Below are 20,760 nucleotides of genomic sequence, written 5' to 3'. Positions count from 1 at the left end.
GCCAGGCGCGACGCCGCCCGCGCGGCGACAGCGGCCCGGACGGGAACACCGCCCCAAGACGCCGCCACCCAAAAGGCGGGCTGCCAAGGCACGGGCTCCCTGGACACGGGTTCTGAAGACCTGCCCCACGAGAAACGCGGCCCCGCACCGAACGGGGCCGCGCTCACTCTCCCGGCGTCATGCCGACAGATCCGCCACCCCCACATGATCGAACACGTCGTCGTCCCCGCCCTCCTCGGCGAGGAGATACGACTGCGCCTCGCCCACGTGGAAGTACATCCCGTGCAACTCCAGCGCCCCCTCCCGCAGGGCCCGGGCCACCGACTCATGGGCACGCAGATGCTCCAGCTGCTGGACCACGTTGGTCAGACAGAGCTGCTCGACCGCGTCGGCCGGTGCGCGCCCGGCGAGTCTGGCCCACGGCCGGCTCTCGTCGGACAGCCGCTCCAGGCTCGGCTGCGCGTGCCGCAACCACCTTTTGAGCGGGGTCTGCGTGCCGTCCGGCTCGGAGCCGAGCAGTGCCTGCATCGCCCCGCACCCGGAGTGCCCGCACACCGTGATGGACCGCACCTCCAGGACGTCGACCGCGTACTCGATCGCGGCCGCCACCGAGTCGTCCCCGCTCTCCTGGCCGGGCAGCGGCACGAGGTTGCCCACGTTACGCACCACGAACAGGTCACCGGGACCACTGGAGGTGATCATCGAGGTGACCACCCGGGAGTCCGCGCAGGTGAGGAACAACTGGGAGGGCTGCTGTCCCTCGCGCGCCAGCCGCGCCAGCTCACCCCGCACCAGGGGGGCGGTGTTGCGCTGGAACGCGCTGATGCCCCGGGCGAGTTGGTGGCCGCTCGGCCGGCTTCCGTCGGTGAGGCTGGTGCCGCTGCCGCTGCCGCTGCCGCTGCCGCTGCCGCTGCCGCTGCCGCTGCCGCTGCCGCTGCCGCTGCCGCTGCCGCTGCCGCCGGACCCGTCGGCAGAGCCCTCGCCGGGCCGGCCGGGCCCGGTGGGTCCTTCGGTGTCGCCGATCCCGCCGGAGCCTTCGGACGTGTCGAGCTCGCTGGTGTTGTCGGAGGTGCCGGTGGCTGCGGCAGTGTGGGCAGCGCCGCTCAGAGCCCTGGCTTTGCCGGCCGTGGCGGTGCCGTCGGACCCGGTCGCGGACGTGGCCCCGGGGCGACCGTCGCCGGATGCGACGGACTCCGGGATCTCGCACTGGTGATTGCGCCAGGGTGTCCAGGGGTGGCAACGGCAGTCGGCCGCGTCGGCCTTGGCCGTCTCCGCGTCGAGGTGGAGGCCGGCCGGGCCTGTCGGCTCGCCGATCCTGACCCCGGCCCGGCGACCGATCAACTCGACGGTGCCGCCGTGCGCGGTCTGCGTGTTCTGCCAGTCCTGCAGTGACTCGTACGCCGCGTGGTCCATGAACGAACCGTCCAACTCCACGACGGCGTGGGCGCCCTGGGGTACGAGATGCAGGGCCCGGCTGAGCCGTGGCACCGCGAGGAACGTCAACTGCCCTCGTACGCGTACGTGATGGACTCCTTCCTTCTCGTCATGGGTGATCCGGGTGCGGGTGAGGCGGTGCAGGGCGACGGCGACGGCCATGGCGATCCCCAGCGTCACGCCTTCCAGGACGCCGAAGAACACCACGCCGAGGGTCGTGATGGCGTACACCAGCACTTCTCGGTGGCGGGTCACCGTGCGGATGTGGTGCAGGGACACCATCTGGATGCCGACGGCCATCACCAGGGCGGCGAGCGAGGCGAGCGGGATGAGCTCCAGGATCGGGACCATCAGCAGCGCGGCGACTACTACCAGAACGCCGTGCAGCATCGTGGAGTTCCGGCTGACGGCACCGGCTTGCACATTCGCCGAACTGCGCACGGCGACCCCGGCCACGGGCAGCCCGCCGAGCATGCCGGAGACGACGTTGGCGGCGCCCTGGCCGAGCAGCTCGCGGTCCAGGTCGGACCGTCCGACGCGGGCGGACAGCTCGGGTCGGGTGGCGACCAGCTTGTCCACGGCGACCGCGCCGAGCAGCGACTGCACGCTGCACACCAGCGTGATCGTCAGGACGGCGGCGACGAGGCCGAGCACCGGGCCCTCGGGCAACGTGGCCAGCGCGTGGCTGCTCCACGAGGGCAGGTCGACCTTGGGCAGGCTGAGCCCGGCGAGGGACGCGGTGGTGCTGGCTCCGGCGACGGCGACGAGCGGGGCCGGCACCTTGCGCAGGAGCACGCCGGGGCGGCCGGGCAGCCGGGGCCAGACCAGCAGCAGGGCCAGGGTCAGCAGGCTGACCGACAGGGCGGCCGGGTGCACGCCGGCCAGCTGGGTGGGCAGCTCGCGCATGTTGTCCAGGACCGAGCTGTGCGGGGTGCCGCCGAGGACGATGTGCAGTTGGGCCACGGCGATGGTGACGCCGATTCCGGCGAGCATGCCGTGCACGATGGCGGGGCTGACGGCGAGCGCGCCGCGCGCCACGCGTACGAAGCCGAGGCCTAGTTGGGCGATTCCCGCCAGGACGGTGATGGCGCAGGTCGTACGCCATCCGTAGCGGTGGATGAGCTCGGCGGTGACGACCGTGAGGCCGGCGGCGGGGCCGCTGACCTGGAGCGGGGTGCCGCCGAGGTAGCCGACGACGAGTCCTCCGACGGCGGCCGCGACGAGGCCGGCCTGGAGGGGTGCGCCGGTGGCGAGGGCGATGCCCAGGGACAGTGGGAGGGCGATCAGGAAGACCGCGATCGACGCCGACAGATCGGCGCCCTCGATGCGGGGTCGGCGTCGGCGGGGTCGGGCGGGGGGTGGGCTGTGGGGTTCGTGGATGCGCTTCTCTCGACTCGGTTCGTCGGCTCGGGTGGGAACGAAGGCTGACATGGTTTCCCGTCTCCTCCGGGGCAGCGCGGTCGCGGATCTGGTGGTCCCCCGCTCTCGGGCGAGGGGTCGGGTCGCGGCCGTGTGGTCACGGCATGCAGCGGCGGGATGCATCAACAGTCGGTAAACAGACCGTAATGCAGAGTAAAGTGAAGGAATAGTTTTTCCGAGCAAATGGACTAATAAATCCCCCTGAAGGGTGAAGTGGTTGATTAGTCGGCTTGTCGTACTAATTCCTTCTCAGTCCCATGCGACCTTGGCGGCGCTGTCGGCTCCCGAGAGAAGGAAGAAGGTGGACGGAACATGGCCGCCACCCGCAGGAACGCCGCCCCCCGCATGACCGACGCGACACACGGGACCGCCGTGAGGCAAAGGGCCGCCGTGAGGCACAGGTCCGCCGAGACGCGGCGGACCGCCCCCGCGCACAGGATTGCCCCGGCACACCGGATCGCCGCGGGAACCGCGGTCGTCGTGGTCTGTGCCGCTTCGCTCGCCGGCTGCTCGACCGGCGACGATGCCCGGCAGGGGGTGCCCGGGCCGGAGAAGGCGAAGCCGGCGGCACCGGCGCCGCAGAGCGTGGTGCGGTTGATCGGCGACGGATCCACCGCCTACACCGGGGCGCAGCCGCGTCTGCCCAGACCCGAGCGCCTGAAGCCAGGTCAGAAGCCACCGCAGTTCGTGGTGTTCTCGTGGGACGGCGCAGGGGAGGACAGCCAGAAGCTGTTCTCCCATTTTCGTGCGGTCGCCAAGGCGAACAACGCGACGATGACGTACTTCCTCAGCGGCGTGTACATGCTGCCGAACCACAAACGCGATCTGTACCGGCCGCCCCAGCACTCCCCGGGCCGCTCCGACATCGGCTTCAACGACGAGGAGGGCATCGCCGCCACCGTGCGGCAACTGCGCCTCGCGTGGCTCGAGGGCAACGAGATCGGAACGCACTTCAACGGCCATTTCTGCGGCAGCGGCGGCGGAGTCGGCGAATGGTCGGTGGAGGAGTGGAAGGACGAGATCAACCAGGCCAAGAGGTTCGTGAAGACCTGGAAGAGCACCACCGGCATGACGCGGGCGGCCCCGCTGCCGTTCGACTACGACAAGGAACTCATCGGCGCCCGCACCCCCTGCCTCGAGGGCCGGAAGAACTTCATGAAGGCCGCGCGCGAGCTGGGCTTCCGCTATGACTCCAGCGGCGTCAACAACCAGCTGTGGCCCGCGAAGAAGGGGGGCCTGTGGGATCTGTCGATGCAGCTCGTGCCCTTCCCCGGGCACTCCTACGAGCAGCTGACCATGGACTACAACTTCATGGTCAACCAGTCGGGTACCGCGACCCAGGGGGATCCCGACAAGCACGACTTCTGGGGCGACCAGATGCGGGACGGTCTGCTCGCGGGCTTCCGGCGGGCCTACGACGGCAACCGTGCGCCCCTGATCATCGGCAACCACTTCGAGTCCTGGAACGGCGGCACCTACATGCGCGCCGTCGAGGAGGTCGTCGAAGCGGTCTGCAACAAGCCCGACGTGCGCTGCGTGTCCTTCCGCCAGCTCGCCGACTGGTTGGACGCGCAGGACCCGGCGACCTTGAAGAAGCTGCGCACTCTGGACGTCGGCGAGGCCCCGAAGGAGGGATGGGCGTCCTTCCTGTCGGCGAGCCCGGCCCCGGCTCCGAAGGGGGTGCCCGGGGCGCCGGCCGTCAAGCAGTAGGAGTCAGACGGGAGTTGTCGTCCGGGCAGGCGATGGCCCTCTCACCCAGTACGAACCCGGGGTCGATCTGCGCGGCCAGATCGGCCCCGGTGCGCTCGTTTCCCCAGGCCCCGGCGTTCTTCAGGTGGAAGTGCACCATCTGGCGGGTGTAGCGCTCCCAGTCCCGCAGTTCGTACGTCGCGTCCGCGGCCGTGCGCAGCCGGCGCAGGGCGAGCTGGTTGGCGTCCTCCAGGAGCTCGAACCGCGGCGGGCGGCCCTTCTCCATGGCGCGCACCCAGTCCGAGTGCCCGATGGTCACCAGCAGGTCGTCCCCGACCTCGTCGCGCAGGAAGTCGAGGTCGTCCTGGCCCTGCACCTTGTTGCCGACGACCTTCAGGATGACGCCGAAGTCGCGGGCGTACTCCTTGTACTGGCGATAGACGGAGACCCCCTTCCGGGTCGGCTCGGCGACGAGGAACGTGATGTCGAAGCGGGTGAACATGCCGGAGGCGAAGGAGTCCGAACCCGCCGTCATGTCGACCACGACGTACTCGTCGGGGCCGTCCACCAGGTGGTTAAGGAACAGCTCCACCGCTCCCGTCTTGGAGTGGTAGCAGGCGACCCCCAGGTCGGAGTCGGTGAAGGGGCCGGTGACCATCAAACGGACGGCGCCGCCGTCGAGTTCCACCGGCCGGGCGCAGGCGTCGTACACCGGATTGCTCTCGCACACCCGCAGCAGCCGTGACCCCTCGCCGGGCGGCGTCGTCTTGATCATCGTCCGGGCGGAGTCGATCCGCGGATTGGAGCCGCGCAGGTAGTCCTTGATGAGCGACAGCCGCTCGCCCATCGCGGGCAGCGCGGCGGCCTCCGTGTCGTCGAGGCCCAGTGCGGCACCCAGGTGCTGGTTGATGTCGGCGTCGACGGCGACGACCGGCGCGCCGGTGGCCGCGAGGTGGCGGATGAACAGGGAGGACAGGGTGGTCTTGCCGCTGCCGCCCTTTCCGACGAAAGCAATTTTCATGTTCACGAAGCGTAGTCGCGCGGTAGCTGTATGTGGCAGCTGTGCGTGAAGAAGGCCACTCGATCGTGGGGTACGCGCCCAAGGTGCGTACTGTCGTACTCATGAGTACGACAGGCGCGGCCGCCGATCCGCTCGCGGCCCTCGGTTCACTGCCCGGAGTCCCCGAGTCCGTGGAGTCCGTGCGCAAGGCCGTGGACCGGGTGTACGGGCACCGGATCATGCGGCGCCGCAGCAACGAGATCACCGCCGAGGCGGCTCTGCGTGGCGCGCGCGGCTCGGCCGCGCTGTCCGGAGCGGACTGGGCGCTCGAAGAGGTGCGTCGGCGTACCGACTTCAGCGGTGACGACGAGGCGCGCGTCATGGGCGCGTCCCTGCGGCTGACAGCCGAGGCGGGCCAACTGCTGTCCATCTGGCGGCAGTCGCCCCTGCGGGTGCTGGCTCGGCTGCACCTGGTGGCGGCGGCCGGCAAGGACGACCAGGTCGGACGGCCGCGCCAGGAGGGTGAGCCGGTCGCCGAGCCGCTGGTCGAGCTGCCGCTGCCGAGCGCGGCGGAGGTGCACGGTCGGCTGGAGGGGCTGTCCGAGCTGATCATCGCCGGCGGTTCGGCGCCGGCGCTGGTGACGGCCGCCGTCGTGCACGGCGAGCTCCTCGCGCTGCGCCCCTTCACCTCGCACAACGGCCTGATCGCGCGCACGGCCGAGCGTGTCGTCCTGGTCGGCAGCGGCCTGGACCCGAAGTCCGTCTGTGCGGCCGAGGTCGGGCATGCCGAACTGGGGCGCGCGGCCTATCTGGCGGCGCTGGAGGGTTATGTCTCCGGGACCCCCGAAGGCATGGCCGCCTGGATCGCCCACTGCGGCAAGGCGGTCGAGCTCGGGGCACGCGAGTCGACGGCCGTCTGCGAGGCGCTGCAGCGCGGCGCGGCATGACGCACGCGCGCGTGGGGCGTCGTCGAGCGGTTCGAAAGCCATAGGGCGCGAAAAAGCCCCCTTATGGGGGCTCTGCGAGTGGAGTGGCTCCTACAAGTTGCGGCGGTACGAGGACTCGTACCGCCGCTGGCATGTTCACCGGGGTACCAAGCGTCCTCGATATGTTGCCCATCAGGTCGGGAACTTTGCCCGTCACCTGGTGCGGCTGGCCCGTAATCGACGGGTCGACGTCGCGTGGGTGCCTGGTGTTCATGCTCGGTCCGTGGGGCCAAATGCGTATTAAAGGTGATCCTCTCGGATGTCCTTGGTCTCGCGGGCCGTTGAGTCCTTTGTACTCCAGGACCCAACCAAGCGGAAGGCCTGGCTGCAGTTCTTTACTTTTGGTCGCATATCGGAGACAAACGGTCATCTGTATGCCGGTCCCCGTCCCGGCGAATCCGATCGGCGCGGCCCGTCGAATCCCATGGGCGTGGTTCAGGCGAGCGCCGATCGGCGCCGGCTGGCGTACCAGACGAGGCCCGCGGTGGCCGCGGCCGCTCCTATGGCGGCCGCCGCGACCAGGGCGGGCCGCGGCGGTACGGAGAAGGACGGAAGCCGCTGCTTGAGCCGGACCGGGCGATGGAAGTCGAGAATCGGCCACCCGCGCGCGAGTGCCTCGCGGCGCAGCGCGCGATCGGGGTTCACGGCGTGCGGGTTGCCGACCGACTGAAGCATCGGCAGGTCGGTGCCCGAGTCGCTGTAGGCGTAGCAGCGGGAGAGGTCGTAACCCTCGGACGCCGCCAGCTCCTTGATCGCTTCGGCCTTCGTCGGCCCGTACGCGTAGTACTCCACCTCGCCGGTGAAGCAGCCGTCCTCGCCCACGACCATACGGGTCGCCACCACGCGGTCGGCGCCGAGCAGCTCGCCGATCGGCTCGACCACCTCGGCGCCCGACGTGGACACGATGACCACGTCGCGGCCGGCCGTGTGGTGCTCCTCGATGAGGGAGGCGGCCTCGTCGTAGATGATCGGGTCGATCAGGTCGTGCAGCGTCTCGGCGACGATCTCCTTGACCTGCTGGACGTTCCAGCCGCGGACGAGCGCGGAGAGGTACTCGCGCGTGCGCTCCATCTGGTCATGGTCCATACCGCCCAGTCGGAAGACGAACTGGGCATATGCGGTCCGCAAGGCGGCCCGGCGGTTGATCAGACCGCCTTGGTAGAAGGACTTGCTGAACGTGAGCGTGCTCGACTTCGCAATGACCGTCTTGTCCAGGTCAAAGAAGGCGGCTGTGCGGGGCAAGGAGTGGTTTTCCACGACCCTGAGCATAGGCGCAGCCCATTCGGCGTAAGGTGGGCGCGTGGGTTTGCCTGAGAGGGCTCTCGGGTACACCATGGAAGTCACGGATCGTTCGCGACCGTGCTAACCCGGTCCGACTCCTCCCCCCCCGAGTCGGCCGTGGAGACGACCCCCGCTCTCCCCCCCGGCGGGGGTCGTCGCATGTCCGGGTGGGTTTTCCTCTTCCAAGCGCGGCCCCGTGGTCGCGAGCAGACGGCTGCGGCCGTCTCTTCCGCGCGCCCATGATCCGTGACGGTGCGTAGTCGTCGCGCTGCTCTGCGGAAGTCGCACAGGGGTCGGTGCGGGGCTCACCGGTATGGGTGACGGCGATATTCACAACCGCCGAGTTGTCCACAGTTATCGACCAAGATCCACACGATTTCCGGGATCGCTGCACCGTGATTCCAACGCGCACCGCCGAGGGCCGACTTCATGGCCGGTTCTGGTTAGTCGGGCGTGTTTGGCCGGTTCGTATCGGCCGTTCATATGGAGGCCGGTTGCCGGTTCTTCACATGTTTGGGAATCGCGGGGCCACAGGGCCGCGCGAGTGATGCAGCGAAGGGGGACGAAAACCGTGACCGCAGTCGTCACACACGATCCGCCGCCCGCCGCCTCCGGGCGGCCGGGCAAGCCGTTGATCGTCACGGAAGACGCTGACCTGCTCGACGACCTGCTGCGCCTGTGCGCGGCGGCCGGCGCCACACCCGAGGTCCACCACGGGGTGCCCGGACCCAGGGGTAGCTGGGAGGCCGCGCCGCTCGTCCTCGTCGGCGACGATGCCGCACGCCGTGTGCGCGGGGTCGCCCGCAGACGCGGAGTGGTGCTCGTCGGCCGCGACCAGGACGACTCCGGGGTCTGGCGCCGGGCCGTCGAGATCGGCGCCGACCACGTGCTGATGCTGCCCGACGGCGAGCAATGGCTGGTCGACCGCATCGCCGACGTCGCCGAGGGCGTCGGCCGGCCCGCCCTCACCGTCGGCGTCATCGGCGGCCGAGGCGGGGCCGGAGCCTCCACGCTCGCGTGTGCCCTCGCCGTGACCGCAGCGCGGGAGGGGCTGCGCACCCTGCTCGTGGACGGCGATCCGCTGGGCGGCGGACTCGACGTACTCCTCGGCGGCGAGGCGGCCGACGGGCTGCGCTGGCCCGCGTTCGCCGGCTCGCGTGGGCGGCTCGGCAGCGGCGCCCTGGAGGAGTCACTGCCGCGACTGCACTCCCTGCGGGTCCTGAGCTGGGATCGCGGGGATTGCGTCGCCGTCCCCCCACAGGCGATGCGCGCGGTGCTCGCCGCGGCCCGGCGCCGGGGCGGCACCGTCGTGGTCGACCTGCCCCGCCGAATCGACGACGGGGTGGCGGAGGCCCTCGCCCAGCTCGACGTCGGCATCCTCGTCGTCCCCGCCGAACTGCGCGCCGTCGCGGCGGCCCGACAGGTCGCCTCCGCGGTGCAGTTGGTCCTGCGGGACCTACGGGTGGCGGTACGTGGACCGTACGCACCCGGCCTCGACGACCGCGAGGTGGCCCGGCTGCTGGAGCTGCCGCTGGTGGGCGAGGTGCCCCTGGAGGCAGGCCTGTTACGGCCGCACGAGAGCAAGGAACCGCCGGGGGCGGCGGGACGGGGGCCCCTGGCGCGGTTCTGCCGGGAGTTCTGGGAGGGCGCCTTGCTCGAGGCGAGGGCGGCATGAGCGACGGGGCGAACGGGGGCGTGAGCGACGGGGCGAACGGGGGCGTGAGTACGGCTCCGGGGCTCGACTGGGTGAGCGGTGGCACGGGTGGTTCGGTGCGGGCGGCTCCTGAGCGGTGGCGGTCGGGCGGTGCGGGGGACGGCAGGTCGGCGGTTGGCTCGGATGGGAGAGCGGGCGGTGGGACGGATGGCAGGTTGCGCGGGAGAGGGCGTAGGGCTGCGCCGCGATGGGCGGTGGAGAAGTCGGGGAGTGATGCTGTCGGGCGGCGGGTGTCGGAGGGTTCGGTGAGCGCCGGCGCGGGGCGGCGGGTGTCGGACGGTTCGGGGAGTGGCGCTGTCGAGCGGCGGGCCCTGGGCGGTTCGGTGAGCGCTGGTGTGGGGCCGCGGGTGTCGGAGGGAGATACGGGCGCCCTGGTGGTGCGGCGGGTGCCGAAGAGCGCGGTGAGTACGGCCACCGCACGGCGGGATTCGGCCGATCGGGTCGGCTCCTCGGCCGGGGCGTGGGCGTCGAGCGGGACGGTGGCCGGGGCGGCGATGCCGTCGGGGCTGCTGGACGGGGTGCGTCAGTGGCTGGCGGACAGCGGTGGTGAGCCGACACCCGCGCGTGTGGCGCAGGCGCTGCGGGAGCAGGGCCGGGTGCTGGGGGACGCCGAAGTCCTCGGGGCAGCCGAGCAGTTGCGGTCCGAGCTGGTCGGGAGCGGCCCGTTGGAGCCGCTGCTCGCCGACCCATCGGTGACGGACGTGTTGGTGTCGGCGCCGGACCGGGTCTGGGTGGACCGGGGCGGTGGCCTGGAGCTGACCTCCGTGTCCTTCCCGGACGCGGCGGCCGTACGGCGCCTCGCGCAACGCCTCGCCGCGGTGGCCGGGCGGCGCCTGGACGACGCACGGCCCTGGGTGGACGCCCGGCTGCCCGACGGGACCCGGCTGCACGCGGTGCTGCCACCCGTCGCCGTCGGCTGCGCCTGCCTGTCGCTGCGGGTCGTACGGCCGCGGGCGTTCACGCTCGACGAGCTGGTCGCCGCGGGCACGGTGCCGCCGGGCGGGGACCGGGTGCTGCGGGCGCTGGTCGACGCGCGGTTGTCGTTCCTCATCAGCGGCGGGACGGGCAGCGGCAAGACGACGCTGCTGAGCGCGTTGCTCGGGCTGGTCGGAGCGGGCGAGCGGATCGTGCTCGCGGAGGACTCGGCGGAGCTCAGGCCGGAACACCCGCACGTCGTACGGCTGGAGAGCAGACCCGCCAACCAGGAGGGCGCCGGGCTCGTCACCCTCGAGGACCTGGTGCGGCAGGCGCTGCGGATGCGCCCGGACCGGTTGGTCGTGGGCGAGGTGCGCGGAGCCGAAGTGGTCCATCTGCTGGCCGCGTTGAACACGGGCCACGAAGGCGGCTGCGGCACCGTCCACGCCAACGCGGCGGCCGACGTCCCGGCTCGGCTGGAGGCGCTCGGCACGGCGGCCGGGCTGGATAGGGCCGCGCTGCACAGCCAGTTGGCGGCCGCCCTGTCGGTCGTGGTGCATCTCGTGCGCGACCGGACCGGGCGGCGGCGGATCGCCGAGGTGCATGTGCTGGAGCGGGGCCCGTCGGGGTGGGTGCGGACGGTGCCGGCGCTGCGGTGGGGCGACGAGGGGTTCGTTCGCGGGCGCGGGTGGGAGCGGCTGCGGGGGCTGCTTCGGGGCGAGGGAGACGAAGGCGATGAGGGCCGGGGCGTGAAAGGGGCGGGTGATCCGCATGGGTGAGATGTCGGTGGGCGCGGCCGTGATGTGCCTAGGGGCGGCCGTCTGGCTGCTGGGTGGGCCGAACTCCGGGGCCAGACGGGCGCAGTTGCTGCTCGCGGGAGGCGGGGCGGTGGGCGCCGGACCGCCCGACTGGCGGCTGGCCGGGGAACTGCGGCGACTGCGGCGACGGCTGCGGGCCGAGTGGTGGGCGCCGGTGATCGGTGTGGTGCTGGCCGTGCTGGGGTCGTCGGTGCTGCCGGTCGTCGCGGGGGCGGTCGGGGTGCCGTTGCTGCGGCGGGTGCTGCTGGCCCGGGAGGCGCGGCGGGCACGCGAACGTCGCGGGGGCGCGGTGATCGTGCTGTGCGGGGCGCTGGCCGGGGAGGTGCGGGCCGGACGACAGCCGGGTGAGGCGTTGCAGTGGGCGGCGCGGGACTCGGGCGGGCTCGGTGCGGCGCAGGCCGCGGTGCTGGCGGCGGCTCGGTTCGGCGGAGACGTGCCGGGGGCGCTCGCCGCGGCGGGCCGGCAGCCGGGCGCCGAGGGGCTGCTGGGACTGGCGGCGTGCTGGCGGGTGGCCGTGGACCAGGGCGCGGGGCTCGCGGCCGGCCTCGACCGGTTGGAAGGGGCGTTGCGGTCCGAGCGGGACCAGCGCGCCGACCTGAGAGCCCAGTTGGCCGGGGCGCGGTCGACGGTGGTGATGCTCGCCGGTCTGCCGGTCCTCGGACTGCTGCTCGGCGCCGCCATGGGGGCTGAGCCACTGCATGTGCTGCTGCACACCGGGGCCGGGTTCGGATGCCTGATCGTCGGTGGGGCCTTGGAAGGGCTGGGGATGTGGTGGGCCATGCGGATCGTGCGGGGAGCGGAGGCGGCATGAGGGATTCGGGCCGCATGGACCGTTTGGGTTGTTTGGGTTGTTTGAGCTGAGCCGCTTGGGTCGTTCGGGGCGTGAGAGGGAGGTGACGGGATGAGCGCGGACGTTTTCCACAGGCTGGGGATGGCGCTGGGAGCGGTGCTGGCCGTCGGGTGGCTGTTGCACTGGTCGATCGTGGCCCGGCGGGAGCGCGGAGCACGGCGACGGCTCGCCGAGTTGATGACGGCAGGGGATGTGGAGTCGACCCGCCGACGCCGAAGGTACGACGTCCGGCACGGCGTGCGGCGAGTGCTCCCCATGGCGGCTGTCGTGGGCGCCGGTTGGGCGCTGGTCGGCGGGGTGGCCGGGATGGCGGTGGGTTCGGTCGCCGCGGGTGGGCTGTGGTTGTGGCGGCGTAGACAGGAGGCCGGCGGCCCGGTGGAGGAGCTCGATGCCGGTGAGGTCGCGCGGCAACTTCCGCTCGCGGCGGATCTGTTGGCGGCCTGCATCGCCGCGGGAGCCGCTCCGGTGATCGCGGCCCAGGCCGTCGGTGAGGCTCTGGGCGGTCCCGTTGGAGAGGGGCTGGCGCGAGGCGCCGCGGAGGTGCGGCTCGGTGGTGAGCCGGGTGAGGCATGGCAGCGGCTGGCGTCGTTGCCACGGGCCGGGGCGCTGGCGCGGTTGCTGGAGCGGGCCGATGTGTCGGGGCTCCCCGCTGCCGGGCCTGCCGCGCGGCTCGCCGCGGAGGCTCGCGCCGACTGGACGCGCACCGCGACGGAACGGGCCAGACGGGCGGCGGTCATGGTCTCCGCCCCGGTGGGGCTGTGCTTCCTGCCCGCGTTCATCGCGGTCGGCGTGGCGCCAGTGGTGATCGGGCTGGCGGGCGGAGTGCTGGGAGGGGGTGGTCGGTGACAGGTGACAGGTGACAGGTGACAGGTGAGGGGTGACGCGGGACGGAGTGGCGGCCTGACGGACCTGACGGAGACCTGACGGACTGAGGGGCGGCAAGCGTCGCCGGTCAGCAGCTGGAGTAACAGAACCGAACTTTACGGGGGTTGAGATGTACAAGGCAGTACGGGCGCGGATGCGTGCCCTGGTGTGCAGGGCGCGGGCGGCACGGAGCGACGCGGGGATGGTGACGTCGGAGTACGCGATGGGGATCGTCGCGGCGGTGGCGTTCGCCGTGGTGCTCTACAAGGTCGTGACGAGCGGGCAGGTCAGCGCGGAGCTTCAGGACATCGTGAAGCGGGCGCTCAATGCGGAAATGTGAGCGGGCGCGGGGGCGGGGCGCCGCCCGGTGGTCAGGCCGTCCGTCGGACCGGGGGTTCGTGACGGCGGAGTCGGCCGTCGTGCTGCCCGTGCTGGTGATGTTCGCGATGGCGCTGGTGTGGGGGCTGCTCGTGGTGGCCGCACAGATCCAGTGCGTGGACGCGGCCCGGACCGGGGCCCGAGCGGCGGCCCGGCAGGATCCGGCCGAGGCGGTGATCAGGGTGACCCGCGAGGCGGCACCGCGTGGTGCGACGGTCACGGTGGACCGGAAGGCGGACGAGGTGCGCGTGGTCGTCGTGGCCGAGCCTCCGGTGCTGAGCGGCCTTCCCTTCGAGGTACGCGAGGAGGCCGTGGCGGCGGCGGAGGAGACGGTGGGGGAGCGGACATGAGAGGAGGTTCCTCAACGGGGCGTTCCGCCGGCCGAGACGCCGCCCGAGGTCCTGGTGCCGGCCTGCGTTCCGACCGGGGTTCCGCCACGGTCTGGAGCGTCGGTGCCATCGCCGTGCTCTGTGTCGTCTTCGGCGTCGTACTCGCCTTGGGCCACGCCGTCACGACCCGGCACCGGGCGGCCGGCGGAGCGGATCTGGCGGCGCTCGCGGCGGCCGACCACTGGGCGGAGGGCGCCGCGGCGGCCTGCGACCGTGCGGAACGGGTGGCCGGGGCCCAGGGGGTGCGGCTCGTGCGATGCGCGTTGGTCGGGGAGGTGTCGGACGTGACGGCGGCGTCGGGCCGGGGGCCGTTCGCAGCGGAGGTCAGGGCGCGGGCGGGGCCACCGGGACCTGCGGTGCCAGCGGGACCCCCACCGGGGCCAGCGGGGCCCCCACCAAGGCCAGCAGGGCCAGCAGTGCCAGCGGGGTAAGCGGGGCCGATCACGCCGACCGGGCCTCCTGCCTCCGGCCCTACGGGGCAGGACGCCCCGACGACGGGGAGTCCGCCGTTCGGCCCAGCGGTGCCGAACCGTTTGCCGCCGATCCCTTGACCGGTTGCGCGGCCCCCGTCGCCGGCTCCCGCCGCTCAGGTTCCTGGACGAGCTCGGGCTCCCCTTCCTCGTTCAGGCCGGCCGCCGTCTCCCCCCGCCTCCTCCTGCGGCGCCCCGCGCAACAGCACCGTCAGCAACCGCACCGCCCCCCGCTTGTGCAGCGGATCGTTGCCGTTGCCGCACTTGGGGGACTGGATGCAGGACGGGCAGCCGGCGTCGCACTCGCAGGAGGCGATGGCCTCGCGGGTGGCCGTGAGCCAGGTGCGGGCCGTGTGGAAGGCGCGCTCGGCGAAGCCCGCGCCGCCGGGGTGGCCGTCGTAGACGAACACCGTCGGGAGCAGCGTGTCGGGGTGCAGCGGGATCGACACGCCGCCGATGTCCCAGCGGTCGCAGGTCGCGAAGAGGGGCAGCAGGCCGATCGAGGCGTGCTCGGCGGCGTGCAGGGCGCCGCCGAGGATCTCCGGGTTGATCCGGGCCTCGTCCAACTGGTCCTCGGTGACCGTCCACCACACCGCGCGGGTGCGCAGCGTACGAGGAGGGAGGTCGAGTTTCGTCTCGCCCAGGACTTCGCCGGTGATCAGCCGGCGCCGCAGGAAGGAGACCACCTGGTTGGTGACCTCGACGGAGCCGTAGCACAGGCGGCCGTCGCCCCACGGGATCTCGATGTCCGTCTCCAGGACGGAGATGGCCGTCGTGTCCCGGGCCACCGTCGAGTACGGCGGGGCGGCCTCCTCGACCAGGGCGACCGAGTCCTCCAGGTCGAGGGAGCGCACGAGGTAGGTGCGGCCCTGGTGCAGATGGACCGCGCCCTCGTGCACCGAGCCGTGCGCCGCGCCCGCGTCGACCGTGCCGAGCAGCCGGCCCGTCCCGGCCTCGACGACCTGGACGGGACGGCCGCCCTCGCCGCGGATGTCGGTCAGGTCGGCGGCCCGCTCCCGGCGCGTCCAGTGCCAGGCCTTCGTACGCCGGCGCAGCAGCTTCGCGGCCTCCAGTTGCGGCAGCAGCCCCGCGGCCTCGGGGCCGAACAGCGCCAGGTCCTCGTCGGTCAGCGGGATCTCCGCGGCCGCCGCGCACAGGTGCGGGGCGAGGACGTACGGGTTGTCGGGGTCGAGGACCGTCGACTCCACCGGACGGTCGAACAGGGCCTCGGGATGGTGGACGAGGTAGGTGTCCAGCGGGTCGTCGCGGGCGACCAGGACGGCCAGCGCGCCCTGCCCCGAGCGGCCGGCCCGGCCCGCCTGCTGCCACAGGGACGCGCGGGTGCCCGGATAGCCGGCGATCAGTACGGCGTCCAGGCCGGAGACGTCGATGCCGAGTTCCAGGGCGGTGGTGGCGGCGAGACCGAGGAGTTCGCCGGAGTGGAGGGCCTGTTCCAGGGCGCGGCGTTCCTCGGGGAGGTAGCCGCCTCGGTAGGCCGCGACACGCCGGGCGAGGGAGCGGTCGACCTCGGCGAGGCGTTCCTGGGCGATGACCGAGATCAGCTCGGCGCCGCGCCGGGAGCGGACGAAGGCGACCGAGCGGATGCCCTGCACGGCCAGGTCGGTCAGCAGGTCGGCCGTCTCGGCGGTGGCCGTACGCCGGACGGGTGCGCCCTTCTCGCCCTGGAGCTCGGTGAGCGGGGGCTCCCAGAGGGCGAAGACCAGTTCGCCGCGCGGGGAGGCGTCGTCGGCGACCTCGACCACCGGGAGGCCGGTGAGACGGCGGGCGGCCACCGAGGGCTCGGCCGAGGTCGCGGAGGCCAGCAGGAAGACGGGAGAGGCGCCGTAGCGGGCGCAGAGGCGGCGCAGACGGCGCAGTACCTGGGCGACGTGGGAGCCGAAGACGCCGCGGTAGGTGTGGCACTCGTCGATGACGACGTACTTCAGCGATTTCAGGAAGGAGGACCAGCGGGGGTGGGACGGGAGTATGCCCCGGTGCAGCATGTCGGGGTTGGTGAGGACGTAGTTGGCGTACTGGCGGATCCACTCGCGTTCCTCGAACGGAGTATCGCCGTCGTACACGGCCGGCCGCACGGAATTGCCCAGGGGATGTGAAAGTTCCTTCACCGAGCGGCACTGGTCCGCCGCAAGGGCCTTGGTCGGGGCCAGGTAGAGGGCGGTGGCGCCGCGACCGTTCGGCGCCTCGGAGCCTTCCAGAAGCGTCGAGAGGACCGGCACGAGGTAGGCCAGCGACTTGCCGGACGCCGTGCCCGTGGCGACGACCACCGAGTCGCCGTCCAGGGCGTGCTCGGCGGCGCGTGCCTGGTGGGCCCAGGGATGTTCGATTCCCGCGGTCTGCACCGCGGCGATGACCTCCGCACGGATCCGGTCGGGCCAGACTGCATGGCGACCCGCCCTCGGGGGCACATGCTCCGTATGAGTGATGCGCGCAGCTCGGCTCGGACCCGAGGCGAGTCGGCCCAGCACCGTGCCCGGGTCCACCCGGGAAACGGGGCCCGTCGGGGATCGATCGGATCGGTGATTCTTGGCCATCGGCACCGAGTGTGTCACTGGCGTGACGGACAATGGGACCAAGGCGTCGTGCACGCCTGCCGGTAAGTGATTGAATGCCATCGCGGCTGGCGAACCGTCCAAGGGGCTGTAAGCCGAGGTGTCCCGAGGGGCGACCGCTCGATTAGCAAGGTGCTGGAGGATCCGTGGACCTGTCCCTGTCGACCCGTACCGTCGGCGATCGTACGGTCGTCGAGGTCGGTGGCGAAATCGACGTATATACCGCGCCCAAGCTGCGCGAGCAGCTGGTCGAGCTGGTGAACGACGGGAGTTTCCACCTCGTCGTCGACATGGAGGGCGTCGACTTCCTCGACTCCACCGGGCTCGGCGTGCTGGTCGGCGGCCTGAAGCGTGTGCGTGCCCATGAGGGCTCCCTGCGCCTGGTCTGCAACCAGGAGCGCATTCTCAAGATCTTCCGTATCACCGGCCTCACCAAGGTGTTCCCGATCCACACCTCGGTCGAGGAAGCGGTGGCGGCGACCGACTGACCACCGGACCCGGGCCCGCCGCAGGGCGGGTCCGGGGCGGCAGAAGTTGAAGGAGAAGGGGGACCGGGCTTTCGGCAGCCCGGTCCTCCGGACAGCACGCCCGTAGTTCGGAGGGGGATGCATGGCCACCGTTGAACTCCGCTTCAGCGCGCTGCCCGAGCACGTCAGGACCGCCCGTCTGGTGGCGGCAGCGGTGGCGCGCAGGGCCGGAGTGGACGAGGCCGTCCTGGACGAGGTCAGGCTCGCCGTCGGCGAGGCCTGCACCCGTGCCGTCGGACTGCATCAGAGCGTCGGCATCACGGCGCCGGTGAAGGTGTCGCTGATCGAGGAGGAGAAACAGTTCTCCATCGAGGTCGGCGACGAGGCGCCGCGCTCCGTTCCCGGTGAGCGGGCGAACGGTGCCGCGGGCGACGACGCCGAAGTGGAGGCCGAGGAGGACGAGATGGGCCTCGCGGTCATCAGCGGCCTCGTCGACGACGTGGAGGTCTCCGCAGGGGAGCACGGCGGGTTGATCCGTATGACCTGGCCGACCACACCGCCGGCCGCGGTGCTCGCCTGACGAACCGCCGAACCCGAACCCGAACCAGGCTCGACGCGAAGGGGCCCTGCTCAGCAGGGCCCCTTCGCGTTTTTGTCGTCGCCCCTGTCGTCGCCCTCGCCGAATTCGTGAAGGAATTCACGATCAATCCGCCGATAATTTGATCAAGTAAATGTGGGCGTCAATGGTTTTGAGGCATTAGCACTTTCGGGTTCAGTGGCGTGATGTCGATCATTTGCTGAACGGCATGTGAAGGCTAATTCCGTTTGCCGCGCTCTGTTTTGATCAGGTTCCGGTACCTAGAATCCGTCCACATCTTGAGCTCAGCCCAAGCGTCAAGGAGGACGAATGGCGGGGCTTTCTACCCCTCATCAGCTCGACCACCCCACAACCCTCGCGGCCGCGGTGCTCACCGACGACAACCGGATCATCATCACGGTCATCGGCGTTGTCGCACTGGCAGCGCTCGTGGTCGCCGGTGTCCTGGTGCGCCAGGTACTCGCGGCCGGCGAGGGCACCGACAGCATGAAGAAGATCGCGTCCGCGGTCCAGGAAGGCGCCAACGCCTATCTGGCCCGGCAGTTGCGCACGCTCGGCGTATTCGCCGTCGTCGTGTTCTTCCTGCTCATGCTGCTGCCCGCGGACGACTGGAATCAGCGCATCGGCCGATCGGTGTTCTTCTTGATCGGCGCCGGGTTCTCGGCGGCCACCGGCTATATCGGCATGTGGCTCGCCGTACGCAGCAATGTGCGCGTAGCCGCGGCCGCACGGGAAGCGACCCCGGCGGAAGGTGAACCGGAAAAGGATCTCACCGCCGTCTCACACAAAGCCATGAAGATCGCTTTCCGCACGGGCGGCGTCGTCGGCATGTTCACGGTGGGGCTCGGTCTGCTGGGCGCCTCCTGTGTGGTGCTGGTGTACGCGGCCGACGCGCCGAAGGTGCTCGAAGGATTCGGACTAGGTGCCGCGCTGATCGCGATGTTCATGCGTGTCGGCGGCGGCATCTTCACCAAGGCCGCCGACGTCGGCGCCGACCTGGTCGGAAAGGTCGAGCAGGGCATTCCGGAGGACGATCCGCGCAATGCCGCGACCATCGCCGACAACGTGGGCGACAACGTCGGCGACTGCGCGGGCATGGCGGCCGACCTCTTCGAGTCGTACGCCGTGACCCTGGTCGCCGCGCTGATCCTCGGCTCGGCGGCGTTCGGTGACTCCGGGCTCGCCTTCCCGCTGATCGTGCCCGCGATCGGCGTGATCACCGCGATGATCGGCATCTTCGCGGTGGCCCCGCGCCGCACCGACCGCAGCGGCATGACCGCGATCAACCGCGGGTTCTTCATCTCCGCGGTGATCTCCATCGTGCTGGTCGCCATCGCCGTGTTCGCCTACCTGCCGTCGTCGTACGCCGACCTGGAGGGCGTCACCGACGCCACCATCGCGGCCAAGGACGGCGACCCGCGGATCCTCGCGCTCGTCGCCGTGGCGATCGGCATCGTGCTGGCCGCCGTGATCCAGCAGCTGACCGGCTACTTCACCGAGACCAACCGCCGTCCGGTCATGGACATCGGCAAGACCTCGCTCACCGGTCCCGCCACCGTCGTCCTGGCGGGCATCTCCGTCGGTCTCGAATCGGCCGTCTACACCGCCCTGCTGATCGGGCTCGGCGTGTACGGGGCGTTCCTGCTCGGCGGTACGTCGATCATGCTGGCGCTGTTCGCGGTGGCGCTGGCCGGCACCGGTCTGCTCACCACGGTCGGTGTGATCGTCGCCATGGACACCTTCGGGCCGGTCTCCGACAACGCGCAGGGCATCGCCGAGATGTCCGGCGACGTCGAGGGCGCGGGCGCCCAGGTGCTCACCAACCTGGACGCGGTCGGCAACACCACCAAGGCCATCACCAAGGGCATCGCCATCGCCACCGCCGTCCTCGCGGCGGCGGCACTCTTCGGGTCGTACCGCGACGCCATCACCACCGGCGCACGGGACGTGGGCGAGAAACTCAGCGGCGAAGGCGCGCCGATGAACCTGATGATGGACATCTCGCAGCCCAACAACCTCGTCGGTCTCATCGCGGGCGCCGCGGTCGTCTTCCTCTTCTCCGGACTCGCCATCAACGCCGTGTCGCGGTCGGCCGGTTCCGTGGTCTACGAGGTACGGCGGCAGTTCCGTGAGCGGCCCGGGATCATGGACTACACGGAGAAGCCGGAGTACGGCAAGGTCGTCGACATCTGCACCCGGGACGCCCTGCGCGAGCTCGCCACGCCCGGTCTGCTCGCCGTGATGGCGCCCATCTGCATCGGGTTCACGCTCGGCGTCGGCGCCCTCGGCGCGTTCCTCGCGGGCGCGATCGGCGCCGGCACGCTGATGGCGGTGTTCCTGGCCAACTCCGGCGGGGCCTGGGACAACGCCAAGAAGCTCGTCGAGGACGGCCACCACGGCGGCAAGGGCAGCGAGGCCCACGCCGCCACGGTGATCGGCGACACGGTCGGCGACCCCTTCAAGGACACCGCCGGTCCCGCGATCAACCCGCTGCTGAAGGTCATGAACCTGGTGGCGCTGCTCATCGCGCCCGCGGTCATCCAGTTCAGCTACGGCGAGGACAAGAACGTCGGCGTTCGGGTCACGATCGCCGTACTGTCGCTCCTCGTGATCGTCGGCGCGGTCTACGTCTCCAAGCGGCGAGGCATCGCCATGGGTGACGAAGGCAACGCCGACAGGGTGGCCAAACCAGCCGATCCCGCGGTGGTTTCGTAGGCGGTCTCAGGACGGCCCAGCTCAAGAGGCGGGCGGGCGGCGCGCGTTGACGTGCCGCCCGCCCGCCTCGTACGTGTTCACGCCCCAGCCGTGACCCTTCTCTCACATGGTGTAAAGAGTTCTATAACGTCACTATTGCTGCATTTGGTGCATCGCTGTCTTCCGTACGGCGTGTAAGGTCCGTTGGCCGAGAGCCACGGAAG

16 protein-coding genes are annotated in these 20,760 nt (G+C 71.3%); 12 read left to right on the top strand and 4 right to left on the bottom strand.

Annotated features, from left to right (window positions below; all coding sequences use genetic code 11):
- Positions 1–177 precede the first annotated feature (177 nt).
- Positions 178–2,865 carry a SulP family inorganic anion transporter gene (locus ACFZBP_RS06605; RefSeq protein ID WP_391410582.1) on the bottom strand — a complete coding sequence of 896 codons (2,688 nt, stop codon included), beginning with the start codon at positions 2,863–2,865 and terminating at the stop codon, positions 178–180.
- A gap of 426 nt (positions 2,866–3,291) precedes the next feature.
- On the opposite strand from ACFZBP_RS06605, the gene ACFZBP_RS06600 reads away from it, so the two are divergent.
- Positions 3,292–4,563, top strand: coding sequence for a hypothetical protein (locus tag ACFZBP_RS06600; RefSeq protein WP_391411587.1), 1,272 nt, complete (start codon positions 3,292–3,294; stop codon positions 4,561–4,563).
- Here the strand turns inward: ACFZBP_RS06600 and ACFZBP_RS06595 are convergent.
- A complete protein-coding gene (locus ACFZBP_RS06595) occupies positions 4,553–5,563 on the bottom strand; it encodes an ATP-binding protein (RefSeq protein WP_391410580.1) in 1,011 nt (336 codons plus the stop codon). The two genes, ACFZBP_RS06600 and ACFZBP_RS06595, sit on opposite strands and share 11 nt — an antisense overlap.
- Before the next feature lie 101 nt (positions 5,564–5,664).
- On the opposite strand from ACFZBP_RS06595, the gene ACFZBP_RS06590 reads away from it, so the two are divergent.
- Positions 5,665–6,489 carry an oxidoreductase gene (locus tag ACFZBP_RS06590; protein ID WP_383449436.1) on the top strand — a complete coding sequence of 275 codons (825 nt, stop codon included), beginning with the start codon at positions 5,665–5,667 and terminating at the stop codon, positions 6,487–6,489.
- Between the two features lie 474 nt (positions 6,490–6,963).
- On the opposite strand, the gene ACFZBP_RS06585 is transcribed toward ACFZBP_RS06590, so the two are convergent.
- Entirely contained in the window at positions 6,964–7,797 is an 834-nt protein-coding gene (locus tag ACFZBP_RS06585) for an HAD-IB family hydrolase (protein ID WP_391410577.1), read from the bottom strand.
- A 559-nt stretch (positions 7,798–8,356) separates the two neighbouring features.
- Here ACFZBP_RS06585 and ssd point away from each other — a divergent pair.
- From ssd to ACFZBP_RS06550, 7 genes are all read left to right on the top strand, one after another.
- Positions 8,357–9,484, top strand: a complete 1,128-nt coding sequence (gene ssd / locus ACFZBP_RS06580; RefSeq protein ID WP_383449438.1) for a septum site-determining protein Ssd — start codon at positions 8,357–8,359, stop codon at positions 9,482–9,484.
- Between the two features lie 533 nt (positions 9,485–10,017).
- Positions 10,018–11,217, top strand: a complete 1,200-nt coding sequence (locus ACFZBP_RS06575) for a TadA family conjugal transfer-associated ATPase (RefSeq protein ID WP_391411585.1) — start codon at positions 10,018–10,020, stop codon at positions 11,215–11,217.
- Complete coding sequence (locus ACFZBP_RS06570; protein WP_391410575.1) at positions 11,210–12,067, top strand: type II secretion system F family protein; 858 nt, start codon at positions 11,210–11,212, stop codon at positions 12,065–12,067. Before ACFZBP_RS06575 ends, ACFZBP_RS06570 begins: the two co-directional genes overlap by 8 nt.
- A 90-nt stretch (positions 12,068–12,157) precedes the next feature.
- Positions 12,158–12,952, top strand: a complete 795-nt coding sequence (locus ACFZBP_RS06565; protein ID WP_391410573.1) for a type II secretion system F family protein — start codon at positions 12,158–12,160, stop codon at positions 12,950–12,952.
- 148 nt (positions 12,953–13,100) lie between these two features.
- Entirely contained in the window at positions 13,101–13,310 is a 210-nt protein-coding gene (locus tag ACFZBP_RS06560) for a DUF4244 domain-containing protein (protein ID WP_234768541.1), read from the top strand.
- Complete coding sequence (locus ACFZBP_RS06555; protein ID WP_383449442.1) at positions 13,297–13,698, top strand: TadE family type IV pilus minor pilin; 402 nt, start codon at positions 13,297–13,299, stop codon at positions 13,696–13,698. The genes ACFZBP_RS06560 and ACFZBP_RS06555 overlap by 14 nt, the downstream gene beginning before the upstream one ends.
- The gene (locus tag ACFZBP_RS06550) at positions 13,695–14,168 is read left to right on the top strand and encodes an Rv3654c family TadE-like protein (RefSeq protein ID WP_391410570.1); all 474 of its coding nucleotides are present in this window, start codon (positions 13,695–13,697) and stop codon (positions 14,166–14,168) included. Before ACFZBP_RS06555 ends, ACFZBP_RS06550 begins: the two co-directional genes overlap by 4 nt.
- A 155-nt stretch (positions 14,169–14,323) precedes the next feature.
- Here ACFZBP_RS06550 and ACFZBP_RS06545 read toward each other — a convergent pair whose 3' ends face one another.
- Entirely contained in the window at positions 14,324–16,840 is a 2,517-nt protein-coding gene (locus ACFZBP_RS06545) for a DEAD/DEAH box helicase (protein WP_391410568.1), read from the bottom strand.
- 83 nt (positions 16,841–16,923) lie between these two features.
- Between ACFZBP_RS06545 and bldG the strand changes: the two genes are divergently transcribed.
- From bldG to ACFZBP_RS06530, 3 genes are all read left to right on the top strand, one after another.
- The gene (bldG, locus tag ACFZBP_RS06540; protein ID WP_003975386.1) at positions 16,924–17,265 is read left to right on the top strand and encodes an anti-sigma factor antagonist BldG; all 342 of its coding nucleotides are present in this window, start codon (positions 16,924–16,926) and stop codon (positions 17,263–17,265) included.
- A gap of 121 nt (positions 17,266–17,386) precedes the next feature.
- Complete coding sequence (locus ACFZBP_RS06535; RefSeq protein ID WP_383449445.1) at positions 17,387–17,824, top strand: ATP-binding protein; 438 nt, start codon at positions 17,387–17,389, stop codon at positions 17,822–17,824.
- Positions 17,825–18,151: 327 nt separating this feature from the next.
- Positions 18,152–20,557 carry a sodium-translocating pyrophosphatase gene (locus ACFZBP_RS06530; protein ID WP_383449446.1) on the top strand — a complete coding sequence of 802 codons (2,406 nt, stop codon included), beginning with the start codon at positions 18,152–18,154 and terminating at the stop codon, positions 20,555–20,557.
- Positions 20,558–20,760: the final 203 nt, after the last annotated feature.

This window comes from Streptomyces sp. NPDC008086, from assembly GCF_042957325.1.
Lineage (GTDB): Bacteria > Actinomycetota > Actinomycetes > Streptomycetales > Streptomycetaceae > Streptomyces.
This window is presented reverse-complemented; position numbering and strand designations above follow the sequence as displayed.